Origin of the sequence: Saccharibacillus endophyticus (assembly GCF_013185185.1) — a bacterium.
Classification (GTDB): Bacteria; Bacillota; Bacilli; order Paenibacillales; family Paenibacillaceae; genus Saccharibacillus; species Saccharibacillus endophyticus.
Genome location: NZ_JAAZWE010000013.1, coordinates 1 through 19610 on the forward strand (window position 1 = coordinate 1; position 19610 = coordinate 19610).

Here is a 19610-nt window from a genome sequence, read left to right on the forward strand (position 1 = left end):
CGCTTTAAAAGAAAGCACCATGTGCTCGTTTAAAACGTTGGCGATTCTCGATTGCTCAAGAATCTATATTCTCACGACGATCTTCATCATCGCGACTCACTTACTGTTCAGTTTTCAAGGAGCAAACTGTATTTCTCGTTTCTGTCGCTCAGCGTTTCGCTCGCAGCAGCAACTCTTATATATTAGCATGTTCGTTTTCGTTTTGCAAGTCTTTTTTGAAATCTTTTTTTCGGCTTCTTTCGAAGCTTCTTTTTCGATCTCATCTGGACTCGCTCACTTTTTCGAACCGCACCGGCGCTCTCTCAAGGCCGTTCCTAGAATATATCATGCTGATATTCAGAAAGCAAGCACTTTTTCAAAAAAAGGCATCGAATTATTAAGAATTATGATAAATCGTGCCTTTTCGACCTTTAAAGCTGCTATTTTACGCTTCGAATTCTTGCTCTCGGCCCGATTGAAGCATGCCGTTCAATTTATGCTTTCGATCTTTTCGTATTTCTTCTATATGTTTTCTTACTATAGATTCAGCTTTTTATTAAGCCTGCTGCTTACTTCTTGCTTTCTCCCCTTTGGGCCAAAGCGTATAGCTGAAGCTAATCAGGAAATCAATGCCCAACACGAACGCCCACCGCAAGATCCACTGCCGCAGTGCTTCCGACTTGCTCGCGTCCCCGATCATCCAGATCATTCCGGCCAACAAAGCGCTGCCGATCGTCCAAGCGAGCAAGTGCCGATACCACCCGCGTCTTTGCACAGCCGCATGGGCGTATCCCGTCTTTGGCGATTGAAGAGGTTGTGGTCCGTTCGCATAACGGTACGCGAAACGTTCGTCCGCCCATTTGATAATCCGATGTCCGAACGCGACGGTGCTTCCGATATACACGGCTGCCAGTCCGTGCACGAAGCCCGCTTCCGTACCCTGCCGAATATCGATCACGGTCGCACCGAGCAGGATTAGGTCGACCACAGGCGTCATCGCCAGCAAAATGGCTCCCGCCTTCTTTTTCTTCCATACGTAACGCGTTATCAATCCGGCTAACACGATGACCCAAAAGCCGATTTCGCAACTCACGATTAACCAGCCAATCATATTCATTTTTTCTCCTCCTTTTTTAGTACGAATGTGTTATAAAAATATACTAGCACAGTCGTATTAAAAAGAAAACTATTTTGTGTGCCGGTGTTATAATTGGAGCATGCCGAAAATAGTCGATCATGAACAACAAAAAATAAAAGTCGCCGAAGCCGCTTGGAGAGTGATTCGTCGCGCAGGCATCGAAAACGCTTCGGTGCGCAACGTCGCTCAAGAAGCCGGAATCTCTCCGGGGTCGATGCGCCACTACTTTTCCACGCAGGCCGAGCTGTTTTCTTTTTCCATGAGCCTGGTCTCGGAACGGGTCGTGGCCCGCGTCTCTTCCTTGTCTTTCGATCGCCCGATTCCGGAAGTAGCCAAAGACGTTTTGCGGGAACTGGTTCCTTTGAATGAAGAAAGCCGTCCGGAAATGGAAGTTTGGCTCGCGTTCGTGTCAAAATCGTTGTCGGAACCATCCTTACGGGATCACGCGGACCGCGTGTACGAGGAATTGCGAAATACGATGTTTTTTATCGTACGGGGGCTGGTTCAGTACGGATTCGCGCCGAAAAACTTAAACATCGAAGAAGAAACGGAACGCATGCAGGTTTTCGTGGACGGCGTTGCTTTGCACGGAGTGACTTACCCCGATCGGATGACGCCCGCGCGCATGGAAAAGCTACTGGACGAGTATATCGATTCTCTGTGCACAAAGAAAAGTTGAAGTTTAGCAAACCGGATTGCGAAAGGAGGACAACTAAAAAAGAGAAGGCGCGAATCGCGCCTTCTCTTTTTTGTTTCACAACCCTTACAGGTTACGCATATGCGGGAACAGCAGCACGTCGCGGATCGACGGCGCATTGGTCAGCAGCATCACCAGGCGGTCGATGCCGATACCCAGTCCGCCTGTAGGCGGCATGCCGAATTCCAGCGCGCGGATGAAGTCCTCGTCCATTTCGTGTGCTTCGTCGTTGCCTTGTTCTTTCTCCTGAAGCTGCGATTCGAAACGCTCGCGTTGATCGATCGGATCGTTCAGCTCGCTGAACGCGTTCGCGTGCTCGCGCGCCACGACGAATAATTCGAACCGGTCCGTGAAGCGCGGATCTTGATCGTTCTTTTTCGCAAGCGGAGAGATCTCGAGCGGGTGGCCCGTTACAAAGGTCGGCTGGATCAGCGTTTCTTCGACAAATTGTTCGAAGAAGGCGTTCAGGATATGACCGAACGTCATATGCTTCTCGACCGGAACTTTGTGTTCTTTTGCCAATGCGTGCGCTTCTTCGTCGGTCATATGAACGCCGAAGTCTACGCCTGTTACTTCTTTAACGGCATCAACCATCGATACCCGGCGCCATTCCGGCTTGAGATCGATTTGTTGGCCTTGATACTCGATCGTAGTCGTGCCCAGCACTTCCTGCGCGATATGAGCGACCATGTTTTCCACCAGGTTCATGATGTCCTTGTAGTCGGCATACGCTTCGTACAGTTCGATCATGGTAAACTCCGGATTGTGGCGCGTCGACGTGCCTTCGTTCCGGTATACGCGGCCGATTTCGTACACTTTTTCCAGACCGCCGACGATCAGACGCTTCAAGTGAAGCTCGATCGCGATCCGCATGTACAGCTCCATGTCGAGCGCGTTATGATGCGTCACGAACGGACGCGCTGCCGCGCCGCCCGCGATGGAGTGCAGGGTCGGCGTCTCGACTTCGAGATAGCCGAGCGAGTCCAGGTAACGGCGCATCGATTGAATGATCTTCGAGCGCAGAATGAACGTTTGCTGCACTTCCGGGTTCACGATCATGTCCACGTAGCGCTGGCGGTAACGCAGTTCTACGTCTTTGAGGCCGTGGTATTTGTCCGGGAGCGGTTGGAGGGACTTGGTCAGAACGGTCAGTTCGGCCACTTTGATCGTCGTCTCGCCCGTCTTCGTCTTGAATACCGTTCCGCGCACGCCGACGATGTCGCCGAGGTCGAGAATGGTAAACGCATCGTACTGTTCTTCCGGCACGCTGTCTTTACGTACATATAATTGAATACGACCGGTCAGATCTTGAATATGCGCGAAGCTGGCTTTACCCATAGCACGCTTGGCCATGATGCGACCCGCCAATGTAACTTCGATCGCTTTTTCTTCCAGCTCGTCTTTTTCGATCGTATCGTACTTGGCAATGATACCTGCTGCTGTCTCGTTGCGTTCAAACTTGGCGCCGAATGGATCGATGCCCAGTTTCGTCAATTCGCCCAGTTTTTCGCGACGTACCTTGAGCAGTTCGCTCAGTTCGATTTCCTGGTTTTCTTGGTTTGTGTTTTCTTCAGACACTTGGGGTTCAGCTCCTGTCCTTATCGTCAACCTATATTATCGTTCCAAATCGCCTTGTTCGTCAACCGCGAAAGCCGCTTGAGTGCAGGGTAAATCCGCGTTTGCGGAACTTTTTACAATAAAAAACTTCCTGCTTCCGTTTAGGCAAAAGCCAAACGGTCACAGGAAGCCGAGTACCCGAAGATGCCAAACGGCATCCGGTCGGAAACGTCATTATTTTTTGATCTCGATAATTTCGTATTGAAGAACGCCTGCCGGAACGGTAACGTCGACTTTTGCGCCTTTGGACTTGCCGAGAAGCGCGCTGCCGACCGGGCTTTCGTTGGAAATACGGTTTTCGAGCGGATTGGATTCTGCCGAACCCACGATCGTGTATTCCATCTCGTCGCCGAACTCCAGGTCTTTGACCAATACGGTCGATCCCACGCTAACGATATCCGTACCGATTTCGTCGGCATTGATAATCCGTGCGTTGCGCAGCATTTTTTCCAATGTAATGATTCGACCTTCGATGAAGGCTTGTTCGTTCTTGGCGTCTTCGTACTCGGAGTTTTCGCTGATATCTCCGTAACCGATTGCGACTTTAATACGCTCCGCGACTTCGCGGCGCTTTACGGATTTCAGGTTTTCCAACTCGTCTTCCAGCTTCTTCAGCCCGTCCTGGGTGAGAATGACCTCTTTATCGCTCATCTGTACCGATTCTCCTGTCATGTGAATAGTAGATTTTCGCACTCTCACATCCGGTTAATTACGAAATCCCTTTGAAGACGGCAACGGCAAAATAGAAACGATCACGCCTTAAAGACATAGACGTGTTCCGTTTCTCGAATGAAGAAATATAGTGACGGGCAGCCAGGGCCAAAGCCGTTATATCTCCAAGAACGTCGGTGACTTCTATTGACCGATCGGTCAACGCAAACCACCATTCGCGTCTATCGAATGCCGCATCCAGACAAAGCGTGCATATTCCGCATTTTGGAATTTATGTTGCTGAGGCGAATTTTATACTGACAAATTATATGGGAAGGACTACGAAAAGTCAATGCGTTTCCTTGCTCGATTGTAACCGTTTTATTTCAACAAAAAAGGACCGGATTCGCTGGCCCTTTTCGTCGAAAGTTCGAGAATTTTGCCTAAAGATGTTCCACGGGGAGCATTCAAGCTTCCGCAGCGACCAGTTCCGGCAGGTTGGCGAGATAATGATCCAGTACTCCGATCATCTCGCTGCGGGTCGTGCCTTCCATAATGGAGTCTTTGATCCGCGACGAACCTTTCAGTCCTTTGAGGTACCATGACAGATGTTTGCGCATTTCGCGAACCGCCACGTGTTCCCCCCGAAGCGCGATCAGACGATCCATATGCAGCACGGCAATCCGAATCTTTTCTTCCGGTGCCGGATCTTCGATCAGTTCGCCCGTTTCCAGATAATGAATGGTGCTGTACAGCATCCACGGATTGCCCAGCGCGCCGCGTCCGATCATGACTCCGTCGCAGCCGGTCGTGTCCAGCATGCGCTTGGCGTCTTCCGGAGTATTCACGTCGCCGTTGCCGATGACCGGGATGTTTACCGATTCTTTAGCCAGCTTAATCCAACTCCAATCGGCCGTACCGGTGTAGAGCTGTTCGCGCGTACGCCCGTGCACGCTGATCGCACTGGCTCCGGCGGCCTCGGCGGCTTTGGCATTTTGTTCGATAAAGATATGCTCGCTGTCCCAGCCGATCCGCATTTTCACGGTAACAGGCTTTTGCACGGCGGCGGTAACGGCGCTCACCATCTCGTAGATTTTTTCCGGGTTTAGCAGCCAACGCGCACCCGCATCGCATTTGGTGACTTTCGGGACCGGACAGCCCATGTTGATATCGATGATATCGGCATTGGTATCCTGATCGACGACTTTCGCCGCTTCGACGAGCGACGTACGGTCGCCGCCGAAAATTTGCAGGCTGAGCGGTTTTTCCCGGTCGTCGACGAACAGCATTTCGCGCGTACGCTTGTTGCCGTTCAGGATCGCTTTGTCGCTGACCATCTCCGCGCAAACCAGCCCCGTTCCGAACTCTTTGGCGATCAGGCGGAAAGCGGGGTTGCAGACGCCGGCCATAGGAGCCAGCACGACGCGGTTTTTCAGTTCGATATCGCCAATCTTCAGCATGATGAAATCACCTCTTAGATAGAAAAAGAATAAAATGAATCAAATTTGAGATATGGCGGATGCTTTCATCGAAAAACAGCCGCCTGCACGCAGTCAACGTTATCAAGCAGAGTTAAAGAAACAAAGGGCTTCCAAAACGGACGATGCCCGAGGCTTCTCCAAGCTCGATTAGCGAATCGTCCACAAGCTTGCGCAAGCCCGAAGGCTCATCCTGCGGCACGACGTCGTCAAGCGGGATCAGTACGAAAAAGCGCTCATGCATCCGCGGGTGCGGAAGCGTCAGGTCCGTGCTCTCGATCGAAAGCCCGTCCATCCACAGCAAATCCAGATCCGCCGTACGCGGTCCGTAGCGGATATCCCGGACCCGGCCGAGCCGATTCTCCACGTCCTGCATCACGGCCAGCAGTTGATGGGGAGCAAGCGCTGTCCGAAGGGCCGCGGCCATATTCAAAAAAGCAGGCTGGTCCGCATATCCCACGGGATCGGTCTCATAGACGTCCGAAGCGCGAACCACGTCGATCTGCGAATGTTCATTCAGCATCCGGAGCGCTTCGCGCAGCGTCTCTTCGCGGCGACCCAGGTTAGCCCCCAAAGCAATATAAGCCTCTGATCGCTCAGAGGTGAAATTCGGCGTCGTATCTGTCATCGTCTACCGGTCTCTCTTTCGGCTGCGCCGGATTTCTACCGTCACGCCTTCGAAATGGATATCGAACGGCGGATGCGGCTTGGTTACGCGTACCGTCGCAGCGTCCACCCTAGTATACGTGCGCAATACGGCGGATGCAATACGCTCGGCCAGCGCCTCGATCAGTTGGACCGATTCCCCCTCAACAACCCCTTTTACCGTCTCATGCACTTCTGCATAGTTAACCGCCTGAGTCAGATCATCCGTCAATCCGGCAGCGGACAGGTCCATCTCAAGCTCCAACCCGACATAAAAACGCTGCCCCAATCGGCGTTCTTCCTCGAACACCCCGTGGCGTCCGTAATATTCCATGCGCGAAATGATCATTTTATCCATAGAGTGAACCCCGCCTTTTCATAAAAAGTCATGGTAATGTCGTTAAGTGAGTGCCGTATAGGATCGACCTGGCTCTGCGTACAACATGGCGTCGCACATTGCAACGGTACGCTTAACGGAAGCTACATCATGCACGCGCACGATCTGACAGCCCTGGGCAATGCCGAAAGCCACCGTAGCAGCCGTACCTTCGACAACGTCGTTGACCGGAAGATCCAGCACTTCCCGGATGAACCGTTTGCGCGAAGTGCCGAGCAGCATCGGGAATCCCAGCTCCACAAGTGAGTCAAGCTGCGTCATCAGACGCAAATTTTCCGCTCCGTTTTTGGCAAACCCGATTCCGGGGTCAAGAATGATATGGGCATCCTGCACACCGGCCGCACGAGCGATTTGGACACTCTCCATCAAGTCGGAAGCAACATCCGCATACAGATCGGCGTAATCCGTTTCCGGCCGATTATGCGTCAGAATGACCGGACAACCTGCATCCGCGGCAACCTGCGCCATGCGGGTGTCCGCTTTGCAGCCCCAAACATCATTGATGATGTGCGCGCCCGCAACCAACGACTGACGCGCGACCTCGGCTTTGTATGTATCGACCGATAACGGAATGCTGGGCAGCTCGCGACGCAGCGCTTCGACTACGGGCAGAATGCGCGACAATTCCTCGTCCAGCGATACCGGATCGGCTCCCGGGCGCGTGGACTCTCCCCCGATATCGATCAAGTCCGCTCCGGCTAACACCATCTCGCGCGCATGCCGCACGGCCGATTCCGCGTTCACGTAGCGGCCTCCGTCGGAGAAGGAGTCCGGTGTCGTATTCAGAATCCCCATGATGCGAGTGGCACGTCCCAGATCCAAACGAACGTCCCCCCAGGCGTAGTGGCGGATATGAAGGGTAGGCTTCATGTTCAATTCCCCGTTTCTTTCGTATAGTGGCGGTACTGCTCGGTCAGCTTGAGGGTAAGTGGGCCCGGGCATCCTTTGCCGATCATCGCTTCCGCAGCCTCTGATTCTCGAAGCAAGCGAACCGGAACAATCTCCTGCACCGAGCCGGTCAAGAAGATTTCATCGGCTTGTTTTAAATTCTCCAACGTGTAGATGCCTTCTTCGGCCTCGATTCCCATTTTGACGGCAAGCTCCAGTACGAAAGCTCGAGTGATGCCGGGCAGGATGCCGGTATCGATCGTCGGCGTGTACAATTTTCCGCTTTTCGCAAAAAACAGATTGCTGACAATGCCTTCCGCGATATGTCCCTCTCGAGTCAGCATCAACCCTTCCGCGCCTTGCGCGCCGGGAATGCCGCTCAGTTCGCGACGCCCCAGAATGCCGTTCATATAATGGAGCGATTTTAATCGCTGCGACCCTTCCGGCGTATTGCGAGGCGTACGAAGCACCTGAAGAGTCCGCCCCTGGGCGTACCAGGATTCCGGCGATTTCGGCAACTCCTTGATGTATACAATGCGAGTCGGCGATTCGTAGAGCGGCCCCGTCGGCAGGCCCATCTCGTCTTCGCCCGCAGTGTAGGTCAAGCGGATATAGGCTTCGGCGAGCTGATTGGCTTTTAAAAGAGAGGCAATCTCGGCATGCAGTTCATCGGCGTCGATGTTCCATGCGATTCCCAGCTCGGCTGCCCCCTGCTCCATCCGCTCCAAATGGCGTTGCAGCAGAAAGGGCTTGCCGTTATAGGTGCGAAAAGTCTCGAATAGCCCCATGCCGTACATCAGTCCGTGATCCATCACCGAGACGGACGCAGACGCGGCTTCGACGATCCGGCCATTTAGGCCGATCAGGTTCGCGCCTTTGCTCATGACGATGCGCCTGCCAAACGTTCACGGCCTAAAAAGCGGGCAAGCATCCGGTGTCCGTGTTCGGTAACGATCGATTCCGGGTGGAACTGAACGCCTTCGATCGCATATTCGCGATGGCGCAGTCCCATAATCTCGCCTTCCGCCGTCCAAGCCGTGATCTCCAGGCAGTCCGGCAGGCTCGTCCGCTCCACGATCAACGAATGGTATCTCGCCGCGGTCAGCGGCGAAGGAAGCTCTTCGAAAACGGACGTACCGTTATGGAGCACAGGAGATGTCTTGCCGTGCATCAATCGCTCGGCCCGAATGACCTTTCCTCCGAATGCCTGCCCGATCGCCTGATGGCCGAGACATACGCCGAGAATCGGAATTTCTCCTTTGAACGCCTCAATGACCTCAAGCGTGATGCCGGCCTCATTCGGCGTGCAAGGACCCGGCGACAGCAAAAGGCGATCCGGAGCAAGCTCTCGGATACCGTCGAGATCAATCTCGTCGTTGCGCCGCACCGTCACCTTCTCGCCAAGTTCGCCCAAGTACTGCACAAGGTTATAAGTGAAGGAATCATAGTTGTCGATGACCAGAATCAATGTACTCCCCCTCCCTCGTCAGCATCAGCCGCCGCACGTTCCGCACACCAGACGGCACGACCTACGGATCTTGCCTTGTTATGACACTCCCGATATTCCCGATACGGCTCGGAGTCGATCACGATCCCCGCTCCGGCCTGCATATGACCCACGCCGCCTTGAACGACGAGTGTACGAATAATAATATTTAATTCCATATTGCCTGCATAGTCAATCCAACCCATCGAACCGGTATAGGGTCCGCGTCGGACCGGTTCCAGTTCTTCGACGATCTGCATGGTGCGCACTTTCGGCGCTCCCGTGATCGTTCCGCCGGGGAAGACTCCGGCGATGACGTCGTACGCCGTTTTGCCCGGTGCCAGATCCGCTTCGACCTGGGACACCAAATGCATCACGTGGGCGTAACGCTCAATCGTCATCAGCTCCGGCACGTGAACGGAACCGTAAGCCGCTACGCGCCCCAGATCATTGCGCTGCAGATCGACAAGCATGATATGTTCGGCCCGTTCCTTTTCGCTGCCGCTAAGTTCTTCGGCCATGCGCCGATCTTCTTCGCCGTTAGCCCCTCTTCGTCTTGTCCCCGCTATCGGCCGAGCTGCCAATCGACCGTTTTCCAATCGAACGAGCAGTTCGGGAGATCCCGACACCAGTTGGAAATCCGGGAAGCGAAGAAATCCCATGTACGGCGAAGGGTTCACGATGCGCATCCATTCATAGACTTGCTCGGGCGAAGCTTCAAGTTTACGCTGTTTGCGAAGCGAAAGATTGACCTGAAATACGTCGCCGCTGCGAATATATTCCTGAATGCGAAGCACGGCGTCCTGAAAAGCCTCTTGCCCAAAAGCCGTATCGAAGCCGTCGACATCGCTGCGCCCTGACATATGCCGTTCCGCTTCGGCGATCACATCGTCGCGTCGAGCCTCGCTCCAAGGCAACTCCGCCTGTTCAAAGTTCCGCCAGCTTTCCAGCATATGCCGGGCTTCTGCGGTCGCACGCTCATAAGCAGCAGCAAGTTCTTGTTCGCGAGAAACCGAATCCGTTTGCGCAAGTTCGTCGATCGGCACGGAAACGCAGGCATATACCGCCTGCTGTTCGTGGTCGATTACCCACAACTGCCGCAGGCGCATAAAAGCATAATCCGGCAGCCCGGCCCGAGCCAGATCGTCATCAGCCAGCAGCGGCAGCTTTTCGAGCGAACGCGCTACGTCGTACGCCAAATATCCGACTGCGCCGCCGAAGAACTTCGGTGCATCGGGCACGCGCGGCGAACGGTGCGGCTCCATCCACCGGCGAATTACGTCAAGAGGAGCACCTTTGCTTTTTGACGACCCCGATTCGGATGGAGCCCCCTGATTCTCTGCTTCCGATGTATGAGGTTCATATTCGTAATCCGTGACTTCCGCTTCTTCTCCCCGGCCGCGAAGCACAGACTCGGCTTCAAGTCCCAGAAACGTATAACGACCTTCTTTGCCGCTTTCCAGCACGAAGGCATGCGGAGAAGCTTCGCTCCAGGCCTTCAACCAGGACTCCGGCCGTCTTTGCAATTGATCACGCAATAGATAAGGAAAACGGGTATACCCCTGTTCCTTCCACTCTGCCCACTGTGCAAGAGTTGTCAGGTTCTCGCTCAATCTGTCCGCACTCCTTCGAATATCAGCTAAATGATCCGATTTGATTTTTGTTCATTATACGATGAAGGTGCCGGATGCGGTAGCCATAAACGGAAAGTGAAAGCCCCCGACTCATGCAATCGCACGAATCAGGGGCTTTCCATTCGATTTTGTATAACGCTGTTCGTCAGAAAACGAATTAAGCTTCGAAGTTGTACAGCGGCGTGCTGAGGTAGCGTTCGCCGTTACTTGGCACGATCACGACGATCCGTTTGCCTTTGCCCAGTTCCTTCGCTACTTTGAGTGCCGCGAATACGGCTGCGCCGGACGAGATACCCGACAGAATGCCTTCTTCTTTGGCTACATTGCGCGCAGTCTCGAACGCTTCGTCATTTTCCACGTGCAGAATTTCGTCGTAGATCTTCTGATTCAAAATATCGGGAACGAAGTTGGCGCCAATCCCTTGAATTTTGTGCGGGCCCGGCTTGCCGCCAGCCAGAATCGGGGATGCCGCAGGCTCAACCGCGTATATCTTCACTTCCGGGAAGCTCGCTTTCAGCACTTCGCCGGCACCGGAAATCGTACCGCCCGTACCGATACCCGCGATGAATGCATCCAACGTACCGCCGATGGACTGAATCGCTTCAACGATCTCGGGTCCTGTCGTCTCGCGGTGGATTTTGACGTTCGCTTCATTCTTGAACTGCTCCGCCATGAAGTAATCCGGATTCTCCTTGAGCAGCTCTTCCGCTTTGCGTACTGCGCCGTTCATGCCTTCCGCTCCCGGCGTCAGTACAAGTTCCGCTCCGTAGGCACGCAACAAGTTGCGACGCTCCAAGCTCATCGTTTCCGGCATGACGATTACGGATTTGTATCCTTTCGCCGCTGCTACCATGGCCAGGCCGATCCCCGTGTTGCCGCTGGTCGCTTCGATGATCGTGCCGCCCGGCTTCAGGCGTCCGTCTGCCTCCGCAGCTTCCACCATACTGATCGCGATCCGGTCTTTCACGCTTGCGCCCGGGTTTTGGTATTCCAGTTTGACATAGATTTCCGCGCTGTCTTCCGGTACGATCCGGTTCAGTCGGACAAGCGGTGTATCTCCGATCAGATCGGTAATGCTGTTAACGACTTTGGCCATGGTAAATCCTCCTTCGGAATGGGTGAACTTATACGCATCTTGTTTGCACTCGATATTTTTGCCGACTTAATCCGAGTGAAAAAGTAGGCTTTTAACTTTCTTTATCTTAGCAAATCCCGACGCAAGCTGTCAACGAACGCAAGCCCGGATTAGCGACGTATTTCAAACTTTATTCCGTTTTGGATTTATTTAGAGACGTTTAAAATCGGGAGCAGCGGGTAATTTTCCAATAAGAAATTCACGCAACCCAAATTATCCGTACGCAAAAGGAGGACGACAACATGAAACGGAAAAACACACTGCTTGGAGTCGCTGTCGGTCTGGGAGCCGCTTACCTGCTTCGCAACAAGGATTCCCGCGGCAAACTGATGAATCAGATTCAATCGATGGGTCGCAGCAAATCGGACAAGACCAGCAATAGTACCGTGATCTAAAATCAAGATAGGTTTGATCGGAATAGTAAAAGACCGTTCCTTCCCGGGAACGGTCTTTTTGTATGTTCTCGATTTATGATCGTACAAACTTTCCTCCGTACCGCGTAAAAATAGGCTGCGGCGGGGTTGATCGGATATTTTTAAGCGCGAGTCTGTTCCAAAATATGCTCAAGGTCTTCGCGTTCGAATTGGTAGGCTTCGTTGCAGAAGTGGCAAACCACTTCCGCCACGCCCTGTTCGTCGATAATCGCCTGAATCTCTTCCGATCCCAGACTGATCAGCGTGCGTTCGACGCGTTCGCGCGAGCATTCGCATTTGAATTGTACATCCATCGACTCCTGAATCTGCACGTCCGGGAGTACCCATTTGATCACTTCTTCCGGAGACAAGCCCTGATCGATCAAAGCGGACACCGGAGGCAGGGTCGAAATGGCGCGCTCGATCGCGTCGATCTCGTCATCCGCCAGGCCCGGAAGCAGTTGGACGATCAATCCGCCCGAGCTGATCACCGCGCCGTCAGGAGCAACCAGCACGCCGATTCCGACTGCGGAAGGCGTCTGTTCGGAAGCTGCGAAATAATAGGTGAAGTCTTCGCCCAGTTCGCCCGATACGATCGGTACGCTGCCCCGGTAAGGTTCTTTGAGACCCAAGTCTTTAATCACATACAGGAATCCTTCCGTACCGACTGCGCCCGCGACGTCCAGCTTGCCCATCGCATTGCTGGGAAGGTGTACATGAGGGTGATCGACATAACCGCGCACATCGCCTTTTGCATTGGCGTCAACGACGATCTGTCCGAGAGGACCGTTGCCTTTGACTTGAATGGTCAGCTTCTCTTCGCCTTTCAACATAGCTCCCATCATGGTTGCGGTAGTCAAAGTACGACCCAGGGCTGCCGTAGCGGTCGGGAACGTGTCATGCCGGCGGCGCAGCTCTTCAACCAACTTTGTACTGCGTACGGCAAAAGCGCGAACCTTACCTCCAAGTGCCGTACCTCTTACCAAATAATCGCGCTCTTCCGTGTTCTCCGAACCGTCGTTATGCGCATGCTCCAGATTTTCCATCTATATTCTCCTCCGTTCCGGTTACCGGCAGCTTGTCTCGCGGAGCTGCTCGGCAACTAGATTTTCATTTATGCTTTGACGATGCGATTACGCTCATAAATCAAACGCAGTCCTTCAAGGGTAAGCAGGGGATTCACTTCGCGAACGGATTCGGTCTCCGCACAAATTAAAGGGGCCAAGCCTCCCGTTGCGACGACCTTAAGATCCTCGGCATCCATTTCCTTGCGTATGCGTTTAACGATTCCGTCCACTTGTCCGGCATATCCGTAAATAATACCGGCCTGCATGGCATGAACCGTATTGCGTCCAATGACCTTCTTCGGCTTTTCCAGCTCGATTCTCGGCAGCTTCGATGCGCGCTGATAGAGCGCTTCGGTAGAGATGCCGACCCCGGGTACGATCGCGCCTCCCAAATAATTCCCCTGCGCGTCAACACAGTCAAATGTCGTTGCTGTACCGAAATCGACGACAACCAGCGGACCCCCATATAATTCGACGGCGGCTACGGCGTTGACGATTCGGTCTGCGCCGATCTCCCGCGGATTTTCGTAACGCAGGTTTAATCCGGTTTTGATACCGGGTCCCACGATGAGAGGTGTCTTTTTCAAGTACTTCCGGCACATCTGCTCGATGACGCCGACAATCGGCGGTACGACCGAAGAGATCATGACGCCTTCGATCTTATCCGCATCCACGCCCGACATACGAAATAGATTATAAATCATTACCCCATATTCGTCGCTCGTCGCCTGCCGACTGGTACTGAGACGAAAATGATGCAGCAGCTCACTGCCCTCGTACATACCGAGCACGATATTGGTATTCCCGATATCCACTACAAGAATCACGCGGTTGTTGTCCTCCTTCACGGTCACTTTGACCGCCTTCTGCATTGTACCATTATCCGGGGAAGGGGCACTAGTGCCTCTTCCCCGGCATACGAAAAGACCGGAAAACGAGGGTTCGTTTTCCGGTCTTGCTTAATCATAACGGTGCACCTGGCTTGAGAAGAAGATCAGTATCCGAAATATGGGCCAAGCGGCCAGTTCATTAGGATTGTGTCGTTCCGCCGCCGGAATCGCCGCGTTTATTCAACGGATCGTTCGGAATATCGCCGTCTTTACCGAGGTCTACCGGATCGGATTCGTCCAAACGAACTTTGGATTCCCCGATACTATCGAATGTCGGTTCAGCAGTCGGCTCGGAACCTTCGCCTTCCGGTTTGTTCGTTACGCCTTCCGGCGCTTCGAGCGAACCGTACTCGATCAGGTTGCGGATCTGATCCAGTTCCAGCGTTTCGACTTCAAGCAACGTATTGGCGATCAAATGAACTTCTTTCGCACGTTCGGTCAGAATCTGACGCGCTCTTTCGTACGATTCGTTGACGAAGCGCTGCATTTCCTGATCGATCTCGTGAGCTACGGCGTCGCTGTAATTCGGCTCGTGTCCGAGATCGCGGCCCAAGAAGACCTGACCTTGACCGGTTCCGAACTGCATCGGGCCGAGCTTCTCGCTCATTCCGTATTCCATGATCATGCTGCGCACGATACCTGTGGCTTGTTGGAAGTCGCTATAAGCGCCCGTACCGATTTCGCCGATGAAGATTTCTTCCGATACGCGTCCGCCCAGCAAGCCGGTTACGCGGTCAAGCAGTTCCTGCTTGGTCACGAGCATCCGATCTTCCTTAGGCATCATGATCACGTATCCGCCTGCGCGTCCGCGCGGGATGATCGTAACCTTATGCACGGTATCGGCATGTTCCAAGAAGTAACCCACGATGGTATGACCCGCTTCGTGGTAAGCCACGATGCGCTTCTCGCGATCGCTGATCACCCGGCTCTTCTTCTCCGTACCGACGATTACGCGATCGATCGCTTCGTCGATTTCGCTCATCGAAATATCTTTGCGGTCGCGCCGAGCCGCGATCAATGCCGCTTCGTTCAGAAGGTTCTGAAGATCCGCGCCGGAGAATCCGGTCGTGCGCTTCGCGATTTTGTCCAGCTGCACGTCCTTCGTCAGCGGCTTGTTGCGCGCGTGAACGTGCAGTACCGCTTCGCGTCCTTTCACGTCTGGGCGGTCAACCGTAATTTGACGGTCGAAACGTCCCGGACGCAGCAAGGCCGGGTCGAGAATATCCGCGCGGTTTGTTGCCGCGATGATGATAATGCCTTCATTTTCGCCGAAACCGTCCATCTCGACGAGCAATTGGTTGAGCGTTTGCTCGCGCTCGTCGTGCCCGCCGCCGAGACCTGCGCCCCGCTGACGTCCGACGGCGTCGATTTCGTCGATGAAGATGATACAAGGCGCATTTTTCTTCGCATTCTCGAACAAGTCGCGCACGCGCGAAGCGCCGACGCCGACGAACATTTCGACGAAGTCGGAACCCGAGATGCTGAAGAAGGCTACGCCCGCTTCGCCGGCTACCGCACGGGCAAGCAATGTTTTACCCGTACCCGGAGGACCCACGAGCAGCACGCCCTTAGGAATCCGCGCGCCCAGCGCCGCGAACTTGCGAGGGTCTTTGAGGAACTCGACGACTTCGACCAGTTCCTGCTTCTCTTCGTCCGCACCCGCAACATCGTTGAAGGTGACTTTTTTCTTTTCTTCATTGTACAGTTTGGCTTTGCTCTTGCCAAAGTTCATCACTTTGCCGCCGCCGCCCTGAGATTGATTAAAGAGGAAGAAGAACAACACGAACATCAGAATGAGCGGAATGAACGAAGTGAACAAGGTTACCCAAATGCTTTGTCCCTTCATCGGCTTCCACGACACCTCTACGCCGTTCGTTTGCATTTGATTCGTCAGACTGTCAACCACCGCTTCGGTGGATGGAATATACGTCGAGAACGTCGTCGGACCGTCTTCCTTCAACGGTGCCTTATACGTACCGGTTACCAAATAAGCATAGTTTTCGAATTGGAACGTGGCATTTTCCACGTTATTCGCTTCAACCTGCTGCACCAGTTCGTCGTATCTTGGAGCTTGGGCCGTATCCCGACCGCCGTTCAAAAATTGAATGATGCCTACCACAACAAGAAAAAGGATTAAATAAAAGCCAGAATTCCGGATGAACCGATTCATCCCCAACCTCCTCTCAAGACACTGAAGTTATTTTAACATAGTCGGTTCACACATCACAAATTCAGATGCGGAGCGGACTTCGAAGAAAAAAACATCTGATCCCGACACGCTGCTTCGCTTTGCATTCCGCCATTCGGAATAATGCTGAATTCGAACGCCGGCCGTTCTTTTATTTCGTGTAAATTTCCGGCTTGAGAACCCCGATGTAAGGCAGGTTTCGATAGTGCTCCGCGTAGTCCAAGCCGTAGCCTACGACGAATGCGTCCGGCAGAACGAAGCCCGTGTAATCCGCTTCCATGTTGACGGAACGGCCTGACGGCTTGTCGAACAGCGTAACGACCTTCACGCTTTTCGCGTTGCGGTTCTTCAGCAGTTCGATCAGGTGGCTGAGCGTAAGCCCGCTGTCGATAATGTCTTCCACGATCAATACGTCGCGTCCTTCCACCGTCGTATCCAGATCTTTGATGATCTTGACGACGCCGGAAGACTTAGTTGCGGCTCCGTAGCTGGATACCGCCATGAAGTCGAGTTCGATCGGTACGGTGATGCGTTTGACCAGATCGGCCATGAAAATGAATGCGCCTTTGAGCACGCAAATCACGAGCGGGTCTTTACCTGCGTATTCGCTGCTCAGCAGCTCGCCCAGTTCCTTAATCTTGGCCTGAAGTTCCTCTTCGCTGATCAGTACTTCTTGAATGTCATTTTGCAACGTGCTTGACCCTCCTGTAATTATGATCTGAGTTAAAGCTTAAGCTTCTTCTATCTTATAAACCAAAACCGTCAACAAAGAGCCCGATCTATCCGAATATATAGAATCTTCTCGCTCTGCCCGTCGATCCAAGCATGATTCGAACGCTTTAATCCCGCCAACCAAATGACGCGACCTTGCGCATCGCATACAACCGGAATCAGACTGCGTTCGGACGGAGCGACTTTTTCGTCGATCAGCAGATCCTTGACTTTCTTCGTGCCGGCTCCGCGCGGAAGCTCGATCCGGTCCCCCGGAAGGCGCGAACGCACGGTCAGCGGGTATTGCAGACGATCCGCATCGAAAACGACTTCTTCCCGGTTCAAACGCATAAGCGCCGAAGCGGCAGGAATCTCTCCGCTTTCCCTGAAGGTCAGTTCAACACTTCCGAAATCCAGCTTACGAATACCCGACTCCCTGTCGATCTCCTTGGCTTCCAAAACACCGGACCGCGATCTGCCAAGACGGAAAAACGCACGAGCGTATTCGCGCGTACACGTCCGTCCGTATCCGAGATCCAGCGTCCAGGTCGAATCGCTTGGAGAGAGAAGGTGTCGGCAGACCCGGTCCACCTTCGCAAAATCGGTCTCCGCTCCCGGTTCCGACAGGTAATTTAATATTAATTTAATGAGCCTGCGTTGTAAAGCGAAGGGCTGTGCCGAAAAGCCTGTCACATCAAGCTCAACGACTCCGGAAACCTCCGTACAGGACCGTTCGTACGCCTGCACGGTCAATTCCTGCAAGTAATCGTCCTCGGGACCCAATGTATCCGCTAGACGGTTCAGCGCTTGCGAAAGCCTTCCGTTATAGCTTTCCAGATGCGGAAGCGTCTCCAGCCGCAATCGATTTCGGGCATAATCCGTATGCGCGTTGCTGCTGTCGATCACGTAAGCAATACGATGACTTTCGCAAAAAGAAATCAAATTTTCCTTGTTCAGGCGCAGAAGCGGCCGAACAAACCGAACGCCTTCCCATAGTCGAACGCGGCGCATGCCGCTAAGCCCGCTCGTCCCGCTGCCGCGCAGCATATGCAGCAAGACCGTCTCGGCCTGGTCGTCCGCATGATGGGCCAACGCCACGGCCACGGCTTGATAACGCCGGGCAACCTCCCGCAGAAAGCGATATCGGAGTTCGCGAGCCGCCGCCTGCGTTCCGAGCTTCGCTTGCTTTTTATAGCTGCCCACGTCCGGTTCCCCAAGCTCGAACGGAATCGCAAGGCTGGCCGCGACGGCGCGAACTGCCTCAGCCTCGGTTGCCGATTCTTCGGGCCTTAAACCATGATTCACGTGCGCGCAGACCAACCTGAAGCCTTGTCGGCCCGACAGACCGTGCAGGAGGTGTAACAAGGCCATGGAATCCGGACCGCCGGATACGGCTGCAATGACCGTCTCGCCCGCAGCCCACATGCCGTACTCCTCGGCTTCTTGCTCGATCTCGCGCAACCATGTATGTTCATCCTTCAACAAGGCTAAGCCTCCATTCCTCTCGCCTTCCCGGCATTACAGCGATAGAGCCGCATATAACACGGTGCCCAGCAGCAGCAACGATCCGCAAAAAGCAACGACAAGCAGCTTTGAAGCACCCTTTTTCCCCTGCGGCGGATATAGCCGACAAAGCACTTTCCACTGGGCATAAGCTTCGCGCGAATTCGCAAACCCGCCTCGAAGCGCACGGGCAAGCCATGGTTCAAAAGGTTGCAAAGCAGTAATCCGTCCGGCTAGCTGCACCAGATCCTCCGTACTGCGCGTCTGCGGCAACAGAGCCGCATCCACCCGACGCAATGACCGCTCGTCGAACACATGCAGGCAGAGTACCGCAAACGCGAACAGATCATAGCCGGGATCCGCTGTTCGGGTACCGGCATTCCAGTACTTTCGATCGTACCAGCCGCTGTATTGCTTCACATTGGCTCCGATGGGACTTGCCCCGCCGTAATCGACCAATTCCACGCCGCCGCTCTCTTCCACCAACACGTGACAAGGCTTCAGATCCCCGAAAATGAACCCTGCCTGATGCAACCCCGACAGTTTATCCAATAATCCGAGTCCCGTCGTTCCGATCTGACGATAACCGTATTTACGGATATAAGCGTCTATAGGTACGCCCCGAACGAACTTCATCACATAAAAAGGAACGGAACGCCCCTCCGTTTTATACCGATCCGCGTCAAGCAGAAAAGAACGGCGATCTCCGTTTTCAAGCTCATGCTTTTTCAGTTGCGCCAGCACTTCGACCTCTGCCTTCAATTCCGGCTTCTCCGGTCCCGCCTTCAACGCCGCCTGCTGCCCGCTCGCTGTCCGAACCAGATAAACGTTGCCGTTCGCCCCCCGGCCGATCAGGGATTGAATCGTATATTGCCCGCCTTGGGACGCGCCGGTTACGACCGTTCCCGGCCTAAATCCCGGCAGATCTGGTGCAGCCACTTCGCATCCCGTCCTTTCCGGTGCGACTCCTCCCGAATTCCAAACCAGGAATTCGCATCCATTTTATCATAAAATCACCTTGTCAACACCGAAGATAAGGTCGTGCTCCATTGAAAGGATACTATTCTTGTATTTGCTTATTATCGGAAGACAA

Annotated in this window: 19 protein-coding genes; 2 read left to right on the plus strand and 17 right to left on the minus strand. The window is 53.8% G+C overall.

The window, feature by feature from the left end:
* Positions 1 to 535: 535 nt before the first annotated feature.
* Entirely contained in the window at positions 536 to 1096 is a 561-nt protein-coding gene (locus tag HRQ63_RS25115) for a hypothetical protein (RefSeq protein WP_308809942.1), read from the minus strand.
* Positions 1097 to 1196: 100 nt separating this feature from the next.
* Here HRQ63_RS25115 and HRQ63_RS25120 point away from each other — a divergent pair, with 100 nt between their 5' ends.
* The gene (locus HRQ63_RS25120) at positions 1197 to 1796 is read left to right on the plus strand and encodes a TetR/AcrR family transcriptional regulator (protein WP_172247854.1); all 600 of its coding nucleotides are present in this window, start codon (positions 1197 to 1199) and stop codon (positions 1794 to 1796) included.
* An 84-nt stretch (positions 1797 to 1880) separates the two neighbouring features.
* On the opposite strand, the gene lysS is transcribed toward HRQ63_RS25120, so the two are convergent.
* The 10 genes from lysS to cysK form a co-directional block, all read right to left on the minus strand.
* Positions 1881 to 3392: a lysine--tRNA ligase gene (gene lysS / locus HRQ63_RS25125; protein ID WP_172247855.1), complete on the minus strand. Its 1512-nt coding sequence runs from the start codon at positions 3390 to 3392 to the stop codon at positions 1881 to 1883.
* A gap of 213 nt (positions 3393 to 3605) precedes the next feature.
* A complete protein-coding gene (gene greA / locus HRQ63_RS25130; RefSeq protein WP_172247856.1) occupies positions 3606 to 4082 on the minus strand; it encodes a transcription elongation factor GreA in 477 nt (158 codons plus the stop codon).
* Positions 4083 to 4549: 467 nt separating this feature from the next.
* Complete coding sequence (gene dusB / locus HRQ63_RS25135; RefSeq protein ID WP_172247857.1) at positions 4550 to 5542, minus strand: tRNA dihydrouridine synthase DusB; 993 nt, start codon at positions 5540 to 5542, stop codon at positions 4550 to 4552.
* Between the two features lie 112 nt (positions 5543 to 5654).
* Entirely contained in the window at positions 5655 to 6188 is a 534-nt protein-coding gene (gene folK / locus HRQ63_RS25140) for a 2-amino-4-hydroxy-6-hydroxymethyldihydropteridine diphosphokinase (RefSeq protein ID WP_172247858.1), read from the minus strand.
* Between the two features lie 3 nt (positions 6189 to 6191).
* Positions 6192 to 6563: a dihydroneopterin aldolase gene (folB, locus tag HRQ63_RS25145; protein ID WP_172247859.1), complete on the minus strand. Its 372-nt coding sequence runs from the start codon at positions 6561 to 6563 to the stop codon at positions 6192 to 6194.
* A 42-nt stretch (positions 6564 to 6605) separates the two neighbouring features.
* Positions 6606 to 7472, minus strand: coding sequence for a dihydropteroate synthase (gene folP / locus HRQ63_RS25150; protein ID WP_172247860.1), 867 nt, complete (start codon positions 7470 to 7472; stop codon positions 6606 to 6608).
* Positions 7473 to 7474: 2 nt separating this feature from the next.
* Positions 7475 to 8374 (minus strand): aminodeoxychorismate lyase, encoded by a 900-nt coding sequence (gene pabC, locus HRQ63_RS25155; RefSeq protein WP_172247861.1) that lies wholly within the window; start codon positions 8372 to 8374, stop codon positions 7475 to 7477.
* A complete protein-coding gene (locus HRQ63_RS25160; protein WP_172247862.1) occupies positions 8371 to 8958 on the minus strand; it encodes an anthranilate synthase component II in 588 nt (195 codons plus the stop codon). Before HRQ63_RS25160 ends, pabC begins: the two co-directional genes overlap by 4 nt.
* A complete protein-coding gene (locus HRQ63_RS25165; protein WP_172247863.1) occupies positions 8955 to 10589 on the minus strand; it encodes an anthranilate synthase component I family protein in 1635 nt (544 codons plus the stop codon). Before HRQ63_RS25165 ends, HRQ63_RS25160 begins: the two co-directional genes overlap by 4 nt.
* 178 nt (positions 10590 to 10767) lie before the next feature.
* Entirely contained in the window at positions 10768 to 11706 is a 939-nt protein-coding gene (cysK, locus tag HRQ63_RS25170) for a cysteine synthase A (RefSeq protein WP_037286004.1), read from the minus strand.
* Between the two features lie 281 nt (positions 11707 to 11987).
* Between cysK and HRQ63_RS25175 the strand changes: the two genes are divergently transcribed.
* Entirely contained in the window at positions 11988 to 12140 is a 153-nt protein-coding gene (locus HRQ63_RS25175; RefSeq protein WP_172247864.1) for a hypothetical protein, read from the plus strand.
* Between the two features lie 140 nt (positions 12141 to 12280).
* Here the strand turns inward: HRQ63_RS25175 and hslO are convergent, their stop codons facing one another.
* The 6 genes from hslO to HRQ63_RS25205 form a co-directional block, all read right to left on the minus strand.
* Positions 12281 to 13204, minus strand: coding sequence for an Hsp33 family molecular chaperone HslO (gene hslO, locus HRQ63_RS25180; RefSeq protein WP_172247865.1), 924 nt, complete (start codon positions 13202 to 13204; stop codon positions 12281 to 12283).
* A gap of 68 nt (positions 13205 to 13272) precedes the next feature.
* Positions 13273 to 14052, minus strand: coding sequence for a type III pantothenate kinase (locus HRQ63_RS25185; protein WP_172247898.1), 780 nt, complete (start codon positions 14050 to 14052; stop codon positions 13273 to 13275).
* A gap of 202 nt (positions 14053 to 14254) precedes the next feature.
* Positions 14255 to 16285: an ATP-dependent zinc metalloprotease FtsH gene (ftsH, locus tag HRQ63_RS25190; RefSeq protein ID WP_172247866.1), complete on the minus strand. Its 2031-nt coding sequence runs from the start codon at positions 16283 to 16285 to the stop codon at positions 14255 to 14257.
* A 169-nt stretch (positions 16286 to 16454) separates the two neighbouring features.
* Positions 16455 to 16994, minus strand: coding sequence for a hypoxanthine phosphoribosyltransferase (hpt, locus tag HRQ63_RS25195; protein ID WP_172247867.1), 540 nt, complete (start codon positions 16992 to 16994; stop codon positions 16455 to 16457).
* Between the two features lie 71 nt (positions 16995 to 17065).
* Positions 17066 to 18499, minus strand: coding sequence for a tRNA lysidine(34) synthetase TilS (tilS, locus tag HRQ63_RS25200; protein ID WP_172247868.1), 1434 nt, complete (start codon positions 18497 to 18499; stop codon positions 17066 to 17068).
* Between the two features lie 33 nt (positions 18500 to 18532).
* Positions 18533 to 19456 carry a protein kinase domain-containing protein gene (locus HRQ63_RS25205; protein ID WP_172247869.1) on the minus strand — a complete coding sequence of 308 codons (924 nt, stop codon included), beginning with the start codon at positions 19454 to 19456 and terminating at the stop codon, positions 18533 to 18535.
* Between the last annotated feature and the right edge of the window lie 154 nt (positions 19457 to 19610).

Bases quoted from the DNA above. Each gene is read 5' to 3' on its own strand.
- greA (WP_172247856.1), bottom strand. From the start codon at position 4,082: ATGAGCGATAAAGAGGTCATTCTCACCCAGGACGGGCTGAAGAAGCTG.
- cysK (WP_037286004.1), bottom strand. From the start codon at position 11,706: ATGGCCAAAGTCGTTAACAGCATTACCGATCTGATCGGAGATACACCG.
- dusB (WP_172247857.1), bottom strand. From the start codon at position 5,542: ATGCTGAAGATTGGCGATATCGAACTGAAAAACCGCGTCGTGCTGGCT.
- folP (WP_172247860.1), bottom strand. From the start codon at position 7,472: ATGAAGCCTACCCTTCATATCCGCCACTACGCCTGGGGGGACGTTCGT.
- ftsH (WP_172247866.1), bottom strand. From the start codon at position 16,285: ATGAATCGGTTCATCCGGAATTCTGGCTTTTATTTAATCCTTTTTCTT.
- pabC (WP_172247861.1), bottom strand. From the start codon at position 8,374: ATGAGCAAAGGCGCGAACCTGATCGGCCTAAATGGCCGGATCGTCGAA.
- hslO (WP_172247865.1), bottom strand. From the start codon at position 13,204: ATGGAAAATCTGGAGCATGCGCATAACGACGGTTCGGAGAACACGGAA.
- folB (WP_172247859.1), bottom strand. From the start codon at position 6,563: ATGGATAAAATGATCATTTCGCGCATGGAATATTACGGACGCCACGGG.
- HRQ63_RS25120 (WP_172247854.1), top strand. From the start codon at position 1,197: ATGCCGAAAATAGTCGATCATGAACAACAAAAAATAAAAGTCGCCGAA.
- HRQ63_RS25175 (WP_172247864.1), top strand. From the start codon at position 11,988: ATGAAACGGAAAAACACACTGCTTGGAGTCGCTGTCGGTCTGGGAGCC.
- HRQ63_RS25115 (WP_308809942.1), bottom strand. From the start codon at position 1,096: ATGAATATGATTGGCTGGTTAATCGTGAGTTGCGAAATCGGCTTTTGG.
- folK (WP_172247858.1), bottom strand. From the start codon at position 6,188: ATGACAGATACGACGCCGAATTTCACCTCTGAGCGATCAGAGGCTTAT.